This is a genomic window from Nocardia sp. NPDC055029, from assembly GCF_053608525.1.
In genome coordinates, this window is record NZ_JBSGVQ010000001.1 from 285,259 (window position 1) to 301,340 (window position 16,082).

Here is a 16,082-nt window from a genome sequence, read left to right on the forward strand (position 1 = left end):
TCCGTCTCTACCTCGTGTTTCCGCTCGACCGCTCAGACGATCGACAGTTTGCGGAACTCACCGTTCGGACAGCAGAATGCCTGACGAACCATACGACATGTCGGCCGCGACCTCTACACTGAGCCCGTCGCGAGGACAGGCAGCGAGTAGTCAAGCAGGGGGAGTCTTCGACCATGAGCACAGTCAGGTTCCAGCGCCGTGCGCGGCGCGAAATGCCGCGCACGCCAGGTGGCGAGGTCACGCTGCAGCCGCCGCCCGAGATCCCCCGGATCACCCCGGGCAACCTGCTGATGAAGCTGATGCCCGTCGTCATGGTGGTCGGCATGGTCGGCATGATGGCGCTGATGTTCACGCAGGGTGGCGACATGATGCGCAACCCGATGTCGATGATGTTCCCGCTGATGATGATCATGTCGATGGTCACCATGTTCGGCCAGGGAAGCGGCAAGGGCGCCAAGGCCGCCGAGGCCAACGAGGACCGCAAGGACTACCTGCGCTACCTCGACCAGGTCCGCAAAGATGTCGACGAAACCGCCAAACAGCAACGCGCCGCCGTCGAGTGGAGCCACCCCGAGCCCGGCCTGATCTGGATGCTCGCGGGCACCAGCCGCATGTGGGAGCGCCGCTCCGGCGACAAGGACTTCTGCCACGCCCGCATCGGTCTCGGCGGTCAGCGCCTGGCCACCCGGCTGGTCGCCCCCGAGACCGGCCCGGTCGAGGAACTGGAACCGATCGCCGCCGTCTCGCTGCGCCGCTTCGTCCGCGCGCATTCGACGGTTCCCGACCTGCCCACCGCCATCGCGGTGAAGGGTTTCGGCACCATCGCCCTCGACGGCGACCGCGCCCAGGCACGCGACATGACCCGCGCGATGCTGTTGCAGCTGTGCATGTTCCAGGCCCCCGACCAGGTGCTCGTCGCCGTTGTCTGCGGCCCCGACACCGCGCGCGAGTGGGAGTGGACCAAGTGGCTCCCGCACACCCAGCACCCCGAGGTCTCCGACGGCATCGGCACCCAGCGCATGTTCTACGGCTCCATCCGCGAAGCGCTGAGCAGCCTGCACCCGCTGCTCGGCAACCGCGTGCGCTACTCGCGTAACCAGCCGAACAACCCGAACCTGGTGCACGTCGTGATCGTCGTCGACGGCGGCCTGCTCGAAGCCGAGGACGATCAGCTCCGCGAATCCGGCTTCGAGGGCGTCACCATCATCGACCTGTGCAATTACGCACCCCGCCTTGCTGTTTCGCGCGGCATCAAGATGGTCGTCGAGGACGGCGAATGCCTCGGCCGCGGCGCCACGGGCAACCAGGAACGCTTCGCCACCATCGACCGCGTCAGCGCCGAGCAGGCCCAGCAGGCCGCCCGCCGCCTGGCCCCCTACCGCGCCGCCACCCAGCGCAGCAGCGATGTCGAGACCGACGACAACGAGACCATCTCCACCTGGTCGCAGCTGATGAGCCTCGGCGACATCGGCAACTTCAACCCCGCCAGTGCCTGGCGTCCGCGCTACGGTCGCGAACGACTGCGCGTCGCGTTCGGTGTCGGTGCCGACGGCAACCCGGTCGAACTCGACATCAAGGAAGCCGCCGAGAACGGCATGGGCCCGCACGGCCTGTGCATCGGCGCAACCGGTTCCGGTAAATCCGAGTTCCTGCGCACCCTCGTGCTCAGCCTGCTCGCCACCCACTCGCCCGACCAGCTCAACCTGGTCCTGGTCGACTTCAAGGGTGGTGCGACCTTCCTCGGCCTCGACGGCGTCCCGCACGTCGCCGCGGTCATCACCAACCTCGAAGACGAGGCCGACCTCGTCGACCGTATGAAGGACGCGCTGGCAGGCGAGATGAACCGCCGCCAGGAAGTCCTGCGCCAGGCAGGCAATTTCGCCAACGTCTCCGAATACGAGAAGGCCCGCGCCGCCGGCGCCGACCTCGACCCGCTCCCCGCGCTGTTCGTCGTGCTCGACGAGTTCTCCGAACTCCTCACCCAGCACCCCGATTTCGCCGAACTGTTCGTGATGATCGGCCGCCTCGGCCGCTCGCTGCACGTCCACCTCCTGCTCGCCTCGCAGCGCCTGGAAGAGGGCAAGCTCAAGGGCCTCGAATCCCACCTGTCCTACCGCATCGGCCTGAAGACCTTCTCCGCCAACGAGTCCCGCCAGGTCCTCGGCGTCCCCGACGCCTACAACCTCCCGAACTCCCCCGGCGGCGGCTACCTCAAGGCCGACTCCGGCGAGATTCAGCGCTTCCAGGCCTCCTACGTCTCCGGCCCCTACGTCGGCGGCGGCCCCCAGCGCGAGGTCACCAGCGCAGGCATCGTCGGCGGCGAAATCGACGTCAACGCCCGCCCGTTCAGCGCCAACCACGTCGGCTTCCGCACCGCCGACCGCGTCCCGGTCCCGGTCGAATCGACCTACGAGCCCGAGTCCCCCAGCGACGACGGCGACCAGATGTCGAACCTGAACATGCTGGTCTCCCGCATCACCGGCCACGGCCGCCCCGCCCACGAGATCTGGCTGCCGCCACTCGACGAGGCCCCGACTTTGGACCAGCTGATCCCGCGCTCGATCATCACGGGCGAGTACTCCGCCGCCGCTACCCTGCGCGCACCGATCGGCATCGTCGACCGGCCGTACGACCAGCGCCGCGACCCGATGATGCTGGACCTCTCGGGTTCGCGCGGCCATGTGGCGATCGTCGGTGGCCCGCAGTCGGGCAAGTCGACGGCACTGCGCTCCCTGGTGATGGCCATGTCGATGACCCACACCGCCGAGCAGGTGCAGTTCTACTGCCTCGACTTCGGTGGTGGCACCCTGTCCAGCCTGGAAGGTCTGCCGCACGTCGGCTCGGTCGCCAACCGGTTGGACCCGGACAAGGTCCGGCGCACGGTCGCCGAGATGAGCACCCTGGTCCGTCAGCGCGAACAGCGCTTCCACCAGCTGGGCATCGAGTCCATGGTGGAGTACCGCCGCCTGCGTGCGATGGACCCCAACAGCAGCCCCGCCGCGGCAGGCGCCCACGCCGACCCCTACGGCGACGCCTTCCTCGTCATCGACGGCTTCGGCACGATCCGCCAGGACTACGAGGCACTCGAGCAGCAGATCACCAACCTTGCCCTGCAAGGACTCTCCTACGGCGTCCACGTCGTCATCGCACTGTCCCGGTGGATGGAAGCGCGCCCAGCCCTGAAGGACCAGATCGCCACGCGCATCGAACTCCGCCTCGGTGACCCGATGGACTCCGACATCGGCCGCAAGTTCGCCTCACTTGTGCCACAGGGCCGTCCGGGTCGCGGTATCACGCCGGATGCTCTGCACATGCTGATGGCACTGCCACGTGTCGACGGCAGCTCCGATCCGCTCGACCTGAGTGTCGGTGTCGCCAACGCGGTCGAACTGATCGCGCAGCGCACTCCTGGTCGCCCCGCGCCCGGCACCCGGACGCTGCCGGACCAGCTGGACCGTGCAGATCTGCTGCGCGCGATGCGCAACTGGCCTGCCGAGCTCGACCGGTCGCGGCCGAACATGCAGGTGCCTATCGGCGTCAACGAGTCGGAGCTGGCACCGGTCATGCTCAACCTGGCCGATACGCCGCACTTCCTGGTCTTCGGTGACAGTGAGTGCGGCAAGACGGCACTGCTCAGGGGAATCGTGCAGGGCATCGTCGAGTCGAATACCCCGGCGCAGGCCAAGGTCATCCTCGGCGACTACCGGCGAACTCTGTTGGGCACCATCGAAACCAATCACCTCGCCGGCTACGCGCCCTCGTCGGAGGTGCTCACACCGTTCATCCAGCAGGTTGTCGGGATCCTGAAGTCCCGGATGCCAGGGGCCAATATCACCCAGCAGGAGCTGCGTGCTCGTTCCTGGTGGACGGGCCCGGAGCTGTATCTGATCATCGACGACTACGACTTGGTGGTCACCACGTCGGGCAACCCGCTCTCGCCGCTGGTCGAGTTCATCCCGCACGCCAAGGACATCGGCTTCCACCTGATCATCGCGCGCCGTTCCGGCGGTGCGTCCCGGGCGCTCTACGAGCCTGTCGTATCTCGGATGCGCGATGTCGGGTGCATCGGTCTCGTGATGAGCGGTAGCCGGGACGAAGGTCAGCTGTTCGGCACCGTGCGCGCCAGCGCGATGCCGCCCGGCCGAGGCACCTTGGTCACGAGGAACGCGATCGATCTGGTGCAGTTGGCATGGTCGCCGGCTTTGTGACCGACATCGACGTCGTGGTCAGCGATGCGCGCATCTTGGCGCGCACCGCTGCCCGGCACGTGGATGTCGTCCCCACGGTGATGCCCGTCCCGGACGGGATCGTGGTCGGCGCGCCGGTCGGACCGACGCAGCCGTCGGTGTCGGCGCTGGCGCTGGCCGACTCGGCGTGGATCGGGTTCGAACCGAACCCGATGCCGACAGCCGCGGCCATGAACGCAGTAGCCGACGAGGTGATCGCCGGCTTGGCTCCGTCCGCATCGGGCGCGACAATCGGTGTCGCACACCCCAGTTCGTGGTCGGCTGTGCGACGGTCGGCCCTCGGGCATTCTTTCGGCAGGTACTCCGGCTCGGTACTCCTCGAGTCGATCGCCGTCCGTGTCGCCAGACTGCGGCAGTCCCTCGCGACCTCGGAACTCGTGGTTGTCGTGGAGATCGAGCCGCTGGATGTCACCGTCAGTGCGGTCGATCGATCCCGAGACCAGATCGTGGTCGCGGCCTGCGAGCACGAACCGACCCTGGGCGCAGGCGAATGGAACGACGTCGCGGTCGAACGCCTGACGGAGATGATCAAACAGGTAGTCGACGGCTCCCGGCCGACATCGGTGCTCATCGTCGGACCGCATGACGAGCCATTGCTGGAGCGCCTGCGTGACTTCGCCGCACAGACGTGGACCACACAGCCCACGCCGCTGGTGCACCCGCTGGCACTGACGGCACTGCTGCTGCCGCAATCCAGTCTCACCGACCAGCGGACGCGCCCGATCCCGGCCGAGAACGCCGAGTGGGTCGGCACCCTGCGCGAGCGCGCCGCCGCCACAGCACCGTCACCCCGTGTCGCAACGGCCAAAATCGTTGCGGCAGTGGCGGTACTGCTAACGGTGATCACGGCCGGTGTCGTCGCAGTGGCGACCACGAGGGGCAGCGGTGCGGATGCGGCCACAGCGGCAGGTTCCACCGCGCCCGCCGACCCGAGCGCACCCGCGACCCGGACGCCCGCGGCATCGACTCCGGCGCAACCATCGACAACCCCGCCTGCCGATGCGCCACGCCGCCACACGATGGGCCGCGTCGCCTTCGACATTCCAGCGGGCTGGCGGACCATCGCCGGCGAGAACCCGGAGCGAGCTGCGCTCGTTCCGCAGACAGCCACCCCCGGCCGAATTACTGTGACGTACAACACTGTTGCAGACCAGGCTGGATATGATGAAGTGCTAAGGGACATCACTGCGCGGATCGCTCGCGCCGAACCAGGCCGGTTCGGTACACCCGAACGCGACGTGGTGTTCGCTGGGCGCCGGGGGATCGGCTACCAAGAGCTTCCTGGCGACGGTTCCGTCGTCAGGTGGTACGTCCTGCTCGACCATGGCGTCCAGACCAACGTCGGTTGCCAGCACGGATCGGGAGGATGGGGGACTGTCAGTACTGCGTGCGAGGAAGTGATGCGATCAGTGTCGATCTCGCAGTAGGTTTCGGAAATTTTCTCCGAAGATGATGGAACCGAACGCACCGATGGTGCGTCCAACCAAGTGAAGGGCTCAGATCGCCAGCAGGGGGGTCTGGTCCACCGTTGACCACGAAGGAGCCAGAAGATGGGTTTTAACGCAACTCCTGAAGAGATCCGGGTTTTCGCCGACAGGATGAAGACGAAGCACGACGATATTCAGGGGATGATTACCCGCGCGGAGGGTCATACCAACGACGTGAACAGCCCGGCGTTCCAGGGTGCTGCGGGCAAGGCGTTCCAGTCGTCGATGCAGGAGTACCTGCAGAACGCCAAGAACCTCAACGAAGCTCTGTACACCGCATCCGACACGGTGGCGTCGATCGCCGGGAAGATCACCGACGCGGAAGTCGACAACGCCGCTCAGATCGTCAAGAGCAGCGATCCGCAACTGAACATGTCCTGATCGTCGAATTCAACTTCGCAAGAATCGAAAGGTTTCGCAATGGCTGACATTGGTGCAATTAGGTACGACTTCGCCGCGATCAACGACGCGGGCTCGGGGCTCCAGACTCAAGCGCAGAGCATCACCACCGCGCTGCAGGATTACGAGAACGAGTTCCAGCGCTTCATCGAGGAGAACTGGTCGGAAGGCGAGGGCTCGACGGCCTTCACGATTATGCAGACGAAGTGGCAGCAGCAGTCGATGGCGCTGAACGCAAGTCTTCAGAAGATTGGTGCGACCACGCTGTCCGGTGCCGATAACATGAAGGCCACCGACGTCGCACTCGCCAGGATGCTCGAGGGCTGATCGTCAGGTTCTTCGAGAGGCGGGTTCGGACGGAAGTTCGAACCCGCCTTCTCTATGTGGGATTCGTGTCAGCCCGCGAGCAGCTTGTATTGAGCCGCCGTCCGTTGATAAGCATCTTGTAGATTAGCGCCGGTAATCCTTGCGACGTATCTATCGACCACAATTCGGCACTGTGGCGTCAAATTGCTGTATGTCTGATCCGCTGTGTCGACTTCATAGCAGACTGCCGTGGGTAGATTTGGAGGCGGATCTGCTGGCTTTAGTCCGGTGAGATCTTGCGCTCCATTGCTGAACGCGGCTGAAAGTCGTTCAGCGGCCTTGTGATCGCGGGCGCGGTAGACTAAGGTGTTGCCGTTCGCTACGTAGTCCACTCCCGCGTCATCGAAGGCGCTCTTGGTCGCTGCGGGAAGTTTGGTGCGCGAAACGACCGCGCGCGCTGGATAAACTACCGAGTCGCCATCGTTTCCTTCCCTGGGGAGTGTTCTGCTCAGCATTCCGTCGACATCGATTGGGAGTGCAGCAATATCATACAATGGAGTTCGCCGATAGCTTGACAACAACTCGATCTGCTTGTCGAAATATTTCTTCGGGACGCTCGAATATGCTAAATAGTCGGCTGGCCGACTCACTGGATCGCTGATTTGCATGTAGATCAAGATGTCGCCCTGCACGAGCCAGGTGCGCAACTTTGCGCCTCCAAGTGGATCCTGAGGCGTGATCTTTGTCAGAGCCTCTGGGTAGCCCGTGATCGAGTAAGGGTCGCCGGGTGTGCGAGTGACAAGGGTTTGCGCCGCCCCCCTGGCGTGATCGGACGTTTCGAATCGGAGAGTATACGTCTCCAGGTAGCTCCCTAGGCTGGGCCAAGGACGCCGTTGTCCAAATGAGCGCCATCCGGCAACTAGTCCTGGTATTTCGCTGGTGAAACTCTTCTCCTTGATTCCGGTGTACTCGAAGAATGGCGGTTCTTCTGGGGTAACGTGCTGCCTGTATCCGAAGATCGATCCGTATGTGTATCGATTGTCGTACTCAAGTGGTATCGGCGTATGGTTGGCGATGTTCAACGATTCCTGAATTGAGCCCGATCGAGAGGTTCGAGTGGCATCAATTGGTCGCGTAGGGTAGTTGCCAGAATCCAGCTTGCTGACGTCGATCGATGGCGTTGAGCCTTCGATATCACCGCAGCCGCCGGTCAGGAGAGCCGCGACTGCTACCAATGTCACGGCGAAGGTTCTTCGCAATTTCGTCACCCGCATTTCTTTAGAATGGCGTACTGGGCGGCGGTTCGTTCCTGCAATGAATGATCGACTTGGGCCGTAGTGTTGGTTGAGGATTCCGTCACGACAGCGACATACCTATCGAAAACTACCGCGCACATGAGGTCATAGTTCCTGCTGGGATCCCTGGGATCCAGGCGCAAGCATTGCGCATCTGCAATACCCGGCGGTGGCGCGAGGGTAACGTCATCCTTTCCCTGTCGGGCCAGGAAGGTTTGCAATAGGAAGGCTGACGCGAGATCCTTCGTCCGATATACCGTACTCGCACGACGGCCGATCAGGTCGACGCCGGTTTCCTCGAATTTTCTACGGGCCTCGACCGGGTTGCGTTCGAAATGCAACATTCCAGAGCTCTGGAAGATTCCGTAGTCTTCTTCTGAGCTGGAGGAATCGCGCGGGTCATGGTCCATAGTGCGCCGCACTATATTCTCGGGATCGAGAGGCTGGTCGAGCACGTCGTCCAAGGGGACAGGGCTCTGCTTATCGATAGACCGAGTTTGCATTTCGAGGGCCTTCTTGGCCGATGCTGTGAGTTGATCGATGCCTTGCGCAGCGTTCTTGACGCTGACCATGACGAGATAAGTACCGTGTGGTCGCCAAGAGTCGATCGATTTGTTGTCGATCGAGGACGATCTCGCAGTGGGGTGCCCGGGAATATCTATGCGGTGCCGTGGCGTGGACGCCATCGCAATCCGGTCGAGCTCGGAAGCTACTTCGGAGCTCTTGCTTTCGGAGATGAATCTGAGGATTGCGATTTCAATCGTTTTGGGGCTGCGCACGCTGCCGTTTGATTGGCCGGCGGCGACGCCCGTTACAAATTCGGGGCTGTCTTTGAAGATCTTCGTCTGTTCGTCATTCAATCCGCCAACGTTGGGAACTGAATCTTGGTCGCCGAAAATATGAGTCTTGCTCGGGACTATCAAATCTGAATCGATGTCCATTGGGTGGATGAGGAAGTTCAGAAGCCGTCGACCTTCTATCAGTCTAATTCTCTCTGGCCCTCTGATGTCTGGCTTCAGTTCATAGGAAACGGGTTCGGTCTGGAACGGTCCAGTGCGGAGTAGGGCAGCGTCGACTTCCGTGGCGCCGGGTACCGCCGTTCCGCGGAGATCTGATCCACATCCAGCGCTAACGGTAAGTAATCCGATGGCCAATGCGGCGCGCAGTTTTGCACTTATCCATGACGATTGGCCGGGCATCGGTTAACACCACTTTCTACTTTAGCGCCTTCGAAATGGCGGGAACCATCTTCTCGGTGAGAATTCCTTGTGATTGATCGCTCCAGACCTGGAAGGCCTGGACTGTCGACGGATCGTCGATAACGACGACCTTGGAACTTCCGCTGGTCAGCGAGTACGGCAGTCCGCGAAATCCGCCATTGCCGGCTTGACTGTCTGTGCGGAGCACGATCACGACGTCGGTGTTGCTCTTGACGCTGTAGTCCCCGACCGACAAAGCGCGAGGTGACTTCTCGCTGCCGACAGCTTTGAACTCGGAGTTGTAGTCGAAGTCCAAGTCGCGCAGGAACTTCCACTGGTCACTCGGGTTGAGGACCACGGAGAGGGTGGAATTGCCGAAGTTGTAGGCGGTGATGGTTTTTCCGCTGAACTCAGGGTGGTCGGCACGAACCTGTGCCATCGGGTCGCCCCCGGTGGTTCCACCGTCGGGCCTGGTCAGCACGAAGACGCCAGTGCCAACCAATGCCGCGACAACCAGCGCAATCAGGCTGGTCAGCAGCACTTTTCGGCCGCGCTTGGGGCGGTAGGGCTTGGGGTTGCGGGCGGTGAGGATGTCGCTTTCGGAGACGCCTCCGGGCTGGGGCGGGTAGCCGACGATGGCGCGGCCGGGGTCGGTTCCCCATTGGGGGGAGACGACGTCGGTGGCGGCGGTGATGGGGCTGGCGATCGGAGTGCTGGGGGAGGTGTGGAAGCCCTGGGCCGCGGGGGCTTGCATGGGGGCGCCGAAGAGGGCGTTGTGGGCGTCCTGGATGAACTCGCGGCAGGTGTTGTAGCGGTGGCTCGGGTCCTTGGCCATCACCTTGGCGATCACGTGATCGATCGCGGGCGGGAGGTCGGGGCGCACCGCCGTGACCCGGGGTGGGGGTTCGTGGAGATGGCCCATCATGACCATGGCCGGCACCGTGGCGGGGTACGGGTTCTGGCCGGTGAGCAGCTTGTACAGCGAGCAGCCGAGGCTGTAGATGTCGGCGCGGTGGTCGAGCTTGCTGCCCATCAACTGCTCGGGCGGCGCGTAGGCGACGGTGGCCATGAAATTGCCGGTGGCGGTGAGGTCTTGGCCATCGTCGGCGGACTTGGCGACGCCGAAGTCGGTCAGCAGGACGCGTTCCTCGTCGTCGTCCTCGGCTGCGGCGATCATGAAGTTGGCCGGCTTGATGTCGCGGTGGAGCAGGCCCCGGCGGTGTGCGTAGTCGAGGCCCTTGCCGACCTCACCGATGATGCGCAGGGCGCGCCGCGGTGGCATGGCCGCTGGGCCCTTGGCCACCTCGGCGGAGGCATCCGTGCCGTCGACGTACTGCATCGCGATCCACAGCTGACCGTCCTCATCGCCGCGGTTGTACACCGCGACGATATTGGGATGGTCCAGGCCGGCAGCGAGATTGGCTTCCCGCTCGAACCGCCCACGGAACTCGGGATCGGTGGACAGGTCACCGCTGAGCACCTTGAGCGCGTCCCGGCGTGGCAGGCTGGGGTTCTGTGCGAGGTAGACGGTGCCCATACCACCGGCGCCGAGAATCTTGATCACTCGGTAGCCACCAACAATTGCGCCGGGCCGCAAGGCCATTCGCGTCTCCTCATCCTTCGCGCGCCCCGCAGTGCACGTCCCAACAGGGCAATCTAGCAGGTGCTGGCGCACCCCACAGTGCTCGCGATCGTCAGTTGAACCCGACGAGCAGCTTGTACTGGGCGGCGGCTCGTTGGTACACGTCCTGCAAGTTCGTGCCGGACACACCGAACACATATCGGCCGATCACGCCGTGACACGTGGGTGGCGCATCGGAGGCGTATTTCACTTCGGGTTTCGCAGTGAAGCAGTGGACGACCGGCAGGTTCGGCGGGCCGTCGACCTTCATGTAGTCCACGTCGCCGAGCGTTTCGTTGTCGAGCGCTGCGCGGAATCTGTTCGCGGCAGCCTCGTCGCGGGTGCGATACACCGATCCGCTGTCGAACGACACATAATCGATCCCGGCATCGGCGTAAGCGGCATTGATCACCGCGGGAAACTCTTCGAGATGCAGGACAGCCTGAGTCGGGTAGACCGCGGAGCTACTGGTTCCCTTGCTCGGGCGCTTCGACGCCTCGGTCGGCAGAGTGCGGCTCAGCAAATTCTCGGTGTCGAGCGGCAGTTTCTCGATATCGCGCAGCGGCGTGGGCGTATACGACCGGAGCATCTCGATCTGCTTGTCGAAGAAGCGTTGTGTGACAACCGCATCGGCGGTGGGATCGTAGGGCAAACCGATCCAGTCGGCGACCTGGACGAACAGCAGCATGTCTCCGTGGACCAACCAGGCCCGCAGGTTCTGGACCGGCAGCGGTTCCTTCTTGGCGTCCAGTTTCACCAGCGCATCGGAATAGCTGGGAATTTGGTGGGCCGTTCCGGGAGTTCGGTTCGAGAGTTCGGTAGCAGCGAACTTCGCCTGGTCGGCGGTTTCGAACCGGAGCGTGATAGTCGAGACGTCCCGCCCCGCGTTGAGTTCCTGTCGGCGCTGTGCCGAGCTTTCCCATCCCGCGACGACGCCCGGAATCGTGGCATTGAAGTCTTTGGTTTCGATGCCAGCGCCACCGAAGTACGGTGAATCGGCTTGGGTGATGTGCCGACCGCCGGAGTACCCGTTCGCGAAGATGAATCGCGAATCCACTTGGAAAGCAACAGGAGTCGCTGCGCCGATGCGGATCGCCTCGCGCAAGGCGCCCGAGGTCGGCACCCGCGAGGACGACAGGTCGACCGCTGTCGTCGGGTAGTTTCCGGATTCCAGCTTCGCGACATCGACAGCCGGTGCGGGCGCCGCGGCCTCGGAACCGCCACCGCAGGCGCTCAAAGCGATTCCCAGCGTTACCACTGCGCTGCTGACGCGGAGTTTTCGCATGATCGTTTACTCGCTCTTCTTCAGGATCGCGTACTGCGCGGCGGTTCGTTCCTGCAATATCGGGTCGACCTGCAGCGACGCACGCGACACGGTCGCCAGCGACATGACGACGGCAACGTAGCGGTCGTACACCAGGACACAGATCCCGTTGTAGCCACGGTTCGGGTCCGATTCCTCCAGGCGCAGGCATTGGGCGTCGGCGATACCAGGCGGCGGGGCGAGTTCGGAGTCGCTCTTGCCGCGCTTGGCGAGGACGTTCTGCAGCTTGAACGCGGACTCGACATCGCGAGTCCGGTACACCGTGCTGAAGCGCCGGCCGATCAGGTCGACACCGGCCTCCTCGAAGGCTGTGCGGGCTTCGGCGGGATTTCGTTCGAAGTGCAGGATCCCCGACGGCTCGAAGGTGCCGAAGTCTTCTTCGTGGTAGCTCATGCCGTATGGGTCGCCCGACGGGGACTTGCCTGTCGCTCGGCGCATGATCCCGTCGGGGTCGAGCGGCAGATCGAGCAGATCGTCGGGGGCGATGATCCGGTACTTGTCGAGCGGTGGAATCTGCAGGTCGAGCGTCTTCCTGATCTTGGTGGCCAAGCCGGCGGAGTCGGGTGTCTCCTGCGACATGCTGACCGCGATCATAAAGGGGCCGTGCGACTGGAAGGCGCTGACCGCAGTGCCGTCCTTGCTCGACCCGTTGGCCTCGGGGTATCCCGGAATCGTTACCGGCTGCCGTTCGCCTGACGTGCTCACCTGATACATCGCAGCGGCCGCGTTCTTGCTGTCCTGCGCGGTCGCGAAGTGCAGCACGCTCAGGTGCAAGCCCTTGGTGTCTCGCACGCTGCCGTTCGTCCGCGATGCGGTGACACCGGCGATGAAGTTGTTGTCGCTCACCGCGGCCTTGAATGTCTCAGGGAGGCCGTCGTCTTTCGACATGTCCGTACCATCGGCGAACACCCTGGTGGTGACCCGCATCGTCAGTTCGGGGTCGACGTCGATCGTTGGGATGAGGACGTTGAGCAGGCGGCGCCCCTCGATCAATCTCACCGTTTTCGCCGTGTCGGAGTACTTCAACTCGAACGTGGTCGGCTCGGTGACGGTCGCGCCGGTTGTGAGCGCTGCCAGGTCGACCGGTGTCATCCCGGGCTTCGCCTGGCCGGAAATAGGTGCCGCACAACCGGACCCGACGATCAGAATCGTGAGCAGCCCAGCCAGCCGCAGGGTGTTCTTCATGTCGGGCATCCTCATCGGCGGGTGAGCAGAACGTATTGCGCGGCAACCTGCTGGTGGAGATCCTGCAAGTTCTTGTCGCGAATCTGCACGGCGTAACGGTCGACCTGGAGGTAGCAGATGTGATCGGCGGTCTTCACCTCGCCCTGTGACTCGTAGGTGATGGCTCGGCAGGCGACCGCATCGCCCAGCTCCTCGGGAGCGGGCGCCTCGATGGCGTCCTCGTCCGGCGCTTTCCACTCGGTGAACAGGTTCTTCGCACCCGCCGCAGTGGTGGACCGGAAGACGACGGTGTCGCCGAAAGAGATCAAGTCGATGCCGTGCTCGGTGAAGGTGCTCAGCAACTCGGCATCGGGCTCGAGGAACAAGCTCAGCGCGCCGCGCCCGGTGAAGTATCCGTCAGGCTGGGCCCGGGACGGTGCCGACGCATCCGAAGGCAGAGTTCGGCCGAGTAGCCCGGTCGGGTCGAGGGGTACTCGTTCGAGCTGGTCCGACGGGGTCGGCACGAATTTGTCCAGCAGCGGAATCTGCACCTCGAGTGCTCGCTCGACCTGTGCCTGCAGCGAGGGCAGGTCCGGTGCGCGGGTCTCGTCGTCGAGCTTCATGAAGATCACGTAGCGGTCGTGGACCGTCCAGGAGCCGATGGAGGAGACCGACGGCCGCCAGTGCGCGTAGGTCTTCGGGTACTTGGTGATCGACACCTTCTCGTTGTCGCTGTTGTAGGTGAAGTCGTCGTGCTCGAGGATCGGAGCGACCGTCTCGGCGGTCTTGGCATCGGGGAAGATCAGGACCGAGAGGTTGAGGCTGCGTCGGGGGTTGCCTCCGGTCGGCTCGGTCGCCCAGGAGTTCAGCCAGCCGGCGACCAGATCTTCGGCGACCTCGTCGAAGGTGTCGTTGATGATGAGCTTGCCCAGACCCTTGCGATTCAGCACGATCTGAGTGGGGTGGACCAACGTTTCCTTGCGATTGTCGTAGACATAGGCAGGGTCGATCTCGAACGGCATCGCCACATAGTCCGCGAGACGCTGGGCCTCCCAGGCCCGCCCCTGGTTCAGGCTCTTGGCGTTGCCGACCGTGCGCGGTTGGGTCTGGTAGTTGCCGAAATCGAGACCGGCAGTGTCCGGTTCGCTCCGAGAGGCACTGCCCGAGACCTGCGATCCACACCCTGCGACGAATACGGCGACTGCCGTCAGTACCGCTAAGCGCGTGATCGATGCATGACGGTTGAGCCTCACGCTCTCCCCCTCCAACTGACTAACTGATCCGATCGTGGGCCGACTCGGTCCGAGTCACAGCCCACCCCGTCCCCGGTGATCTGGTTCGCGGGCATAGTAGCGCACCCTTCGCCAGCGCAACCATGTCAGACGACCGGGGGAATCCCACCCTGGTGCCGCGGCACACTCCGATTCTTACTTGATGCGGCTCTGCAGGATTGGGACCAGCCGGGACAGCAGGGTTTGTTCGGAGCTCGATGTCCAGGTGCGGATCGCGGTGACGGTGATCGGGTCGTCGATGGGGATCACGGTCGCGCGGGATCCGGTGATCTGGAAGGGGAGGCCGAGGAGGCCGCCGCCGCCGGCTTTCGCGTCGCTGCGGACGGCGAGAATGTAGGTGTCTTCGGCGGCGTTGATACGGTCGGCTGACGTGGTGACCGGGCGTGGGGATGGTTCTTCGCCGGTCTTGATGTAGTTGAAGTTGTAGATGAGGCCCAGGTCTTCGAGGAACTTCGTCGGGAGGGTGCCGCCGAGGTAGGTGGCGATCTTGTTGTCGGCGTCCACGTCGACCATCAGGACCGTTTTGCCCGCGAAGGCGGGGTTGGCTGCTCGGGCCTGCTCGATCGGGGTTCCGGTCGCCTGGGTGGCGGTGGTCGGGGCCGGAGCTGAGGCGGGAGAGCCACCTCCGGATGCCCAGATTCCGACCCCGGCGGCGACGGCAACGACGGCGGCCACTGCGCCGAGCGAGAGCACGAGCTTGCTTGTCGAACTCTTCTGCGCGCTACCGGAGTTCGCCGGGCCCTGGGCGGTGAACGCTTCTGTGTGGGCCGAACTCGACCACTGCGTCGGTGTCTGGATCGGATAGGTCGGTGACGTGTAGTTGCCGGTGGGGTTGGATCCGGGGACGAGCGCGGCGGCGACGGCGTCGGTGAATTCCCGGCAGGTGGCGAAACGCTCGTTCGGATTCTTCGCCATGGCGCGGGCGATGACGTAGTCGATGGCGGGCGGCAAACCGGGGCGCATGCTGGTCGGGCGCGGTGGTGGCTCGTGCAGGTGACCCATCATCACCATGGCCGGTTGCGTTGCGGGGTAAGGGTTCTGGTTGGTCAGGAGCTTGTAGAACGCGCAGGCCAGGCTGTAGATGTCGGCGCGGTGGTCGAGGTGGCCGCCGGAGAGCTGCTCCGGGGGCGCGTAGGCGATGGTCGCGAGGAAGCTGCCGGTCTGGGTGAGCTCGGAGGCGTCGTCGGTGGACTTCGCGACGCCGAAGTCCGTGAGCAGCACCCGCTCGTCGTCGCCGTAGGTTTCCGACAGCAGGAAGTTCGCCGGTTTGACGTCGCGATGCAGCAGGCCGCGGTGATGGGCGAAGTCGAGGCCTTTACCGACCTCGGTGGTGATGCGCAGCGCGCGCAGCGGGGTCATCGCGTACGGGTCGCGCGCGAGTTCGGCTGCGGCGTCGGTGCCTTCGACGAACTGCATCGCGATCCAGAGCTGGCCGTGCTCTTCGCCGCGGTTGTAGACCGAGACGATATTGGGGTGGTCCAGGCCTGCCGCGAGGTTGGCTTCCCGCTCGAACCTGGCACGGAACTCGGGGTCACGGCTGAGCTCGGCGCTGAGGATCTTGAGCGCGTCGGTGCGGGGCAGGCTCGGGTGATCGGCCAAATAGACCGAGCCCATGCCCCCTGCGCCGATCTTGCGGACGATTCGGTAGCCACCGACGATGGTGCCCGGGCTCATCGCCATCTCTCACGATCTCCTGACTCGTTGCTGCACTGCCCTGCTCCGGCGGGAACATACTGGCCGCCGCCAGT

11 protein-coding genes are annotated in these 16,082 nt (G+C 64.1%); 4 read left to right on the plus strand and 7 right to left on the minus strand.

What is annotated here, in order from left to right; genetic code table 11:
* The first annotated feature begins 173 nt into the window (after nt 1-173).
* The 4 genes from eccCa to ACWF9G_RS01030 all read left to right on the plus strand — a co-directional run bounded on the left by eccCa (nt 174) and on the right by ACWF9G_RS01030 (nt 6,460).
* Nucleotides 174-4,208 (plus strand): type VII secretion protein EccCa, encoded by a 4,035-nt coding sequence (eccCa, locus tag ACWF9G_RS01015; RefSeq protein WP_452512694.1) that lies wholly within the window; start codon nt 174-176, stop codon nt 4,206-4,208.
* Nucleotides 4,205-5,674 (plus strand): type VII secretion-associated protein, encoded by a 1,470-nt coding sequence (locus ACWF9G_RS01020; RefSeq protein WP_452512696.1) that lies wholly within the window; start codon nt 4,205-4,207, stop codon nt 5,672-5,674. Before eccCa ends, ACWF9G_RS01020 begins: the two co-directional genes overlap by 4 nt.
* A gap of 123 nt (nt 5,675-5,797) precedes the next feature.
* Entirely contained in the window at nt 5,798-6,115 is a 318-nt protein-coding gene (locus ACWF9G_RS01025) for a WXG100 family type VII secretion target (protein WP_452512698.1), read from the plus strand.
* A gap of 39 nt (nt 6,116-6,154) precedes the next feature.
* Nucleotides 6,155-6,460, plus strand: coding sequence for a WXG100 family type VII secretion target (locus tag ACWF9G_RS01030; RefSeq protein WP_452512700.1), 306 nt, complete (start codon nt 6,155-6,157; stop codon nt 6,458-6,460).
* 68 nt (nt 6,461-6,528) lie between these two features.
* Here the strand turns inward: ACWF9G_RS01030 and ACWF9G_RS01035 are convergent, their stop codons facing one another.
* From ACWF9G_RS01035 to ACWF9G_RS01065, 7 genes are all read right to left on the minus strand, one after another.
* Entirely contained in the window at nt 6,529-7,707 is a 1,179-nt protein-coding gene (locus tag ACWF9G_RS01035) for a DUF7373 family lipoprotein (RefSeq protein WP_452512702.1), read from the minus strand.
* Nucleotides 7,704-8,933 carry a DUF7373 family lipoprotein gene (locus tag ACWF9G_RS01040; RefSeq protein WP_452512704.1) on the minus strand — a complete coding sequence of 410 codons (1,230 nt, stop codon included), beginning with the start codon at nt 8,931-8,933 and terminating at the stop codon, nt 7,704-7,706. The genes ACWF9G_RS01035 and ACWF9G_RS01040 overlap by 4 nt, the downstream gene beginning before the upstream one ends.
* A 16-nt stretch (nt 8,934-8,949) precedes the next feature.
* The gene (locus tag ACWF9G_RS01045) at nt 8,950-10,536 is read right to left on the minus strand and encodes a serine/threonine protein kinase (protein WP_452512706.1); all 1,587 of its coding nucleotides are present in this window, start codon (nt 10,534-10,536) and stop codon (nt 8,950-8,952) included.
* 91 nt (nt 10,537-10,627) lie between these two features.
* The gene (locus tag ACWF9G_RS01050; RefSeq protein WP_452512708.1) at nt 10,628-11,677 is read right to left on the minus strand and encodes a DUF7373 family lipoprotein; all 1,050 of its coding nucleotides are present in this window, start codon (nt 11,675-11,677) and stop codon (nt 10,628-10,630) included.
* A gap of 168 nt (nt 11,678-11,845) precedes the next feature.
* Nucleotides 11,846-13,063 (minus strand): DUF7373 family lipoprotein, encoded by a 1,218-nt coding sequence (locus tag ACWF9G_RS01055; protein WP_452512710.1) that lies wholly within the window; start codon nt 13,061-13,063, stop codon nt 11,846-11,848.
* 11 nt (nt 13,064-13,074) lie between these two features.
* A complete protein-coding gene (locus tag ACWF9G_RS01060) occupies nt 13,075-14,295 on the minus strand; it encodes a DUF7373 family lipoprotein (protein ID WP_452512712.1) in 1,221 nt (406 codons plus the stop codon).
* A 174-nt stretch (nt 14,296-14,469) separates the two neighbouring features.
* Nucleotides 14,470-16,014 carry a serine/threonine-protein kinase gene (locus ACWF9G_RS01065; protein WP_452512714.1) on the minus strand — a complete coding sequence of 515 codons (1,545 nt, stop codon included), beginning with the start codon at nt 16,012-16,014 and terminating at the stop codon, nt 14,470-14,472.
* Nucleotides 16,015-16,082 lie beyond the last annotated feature (68 nt).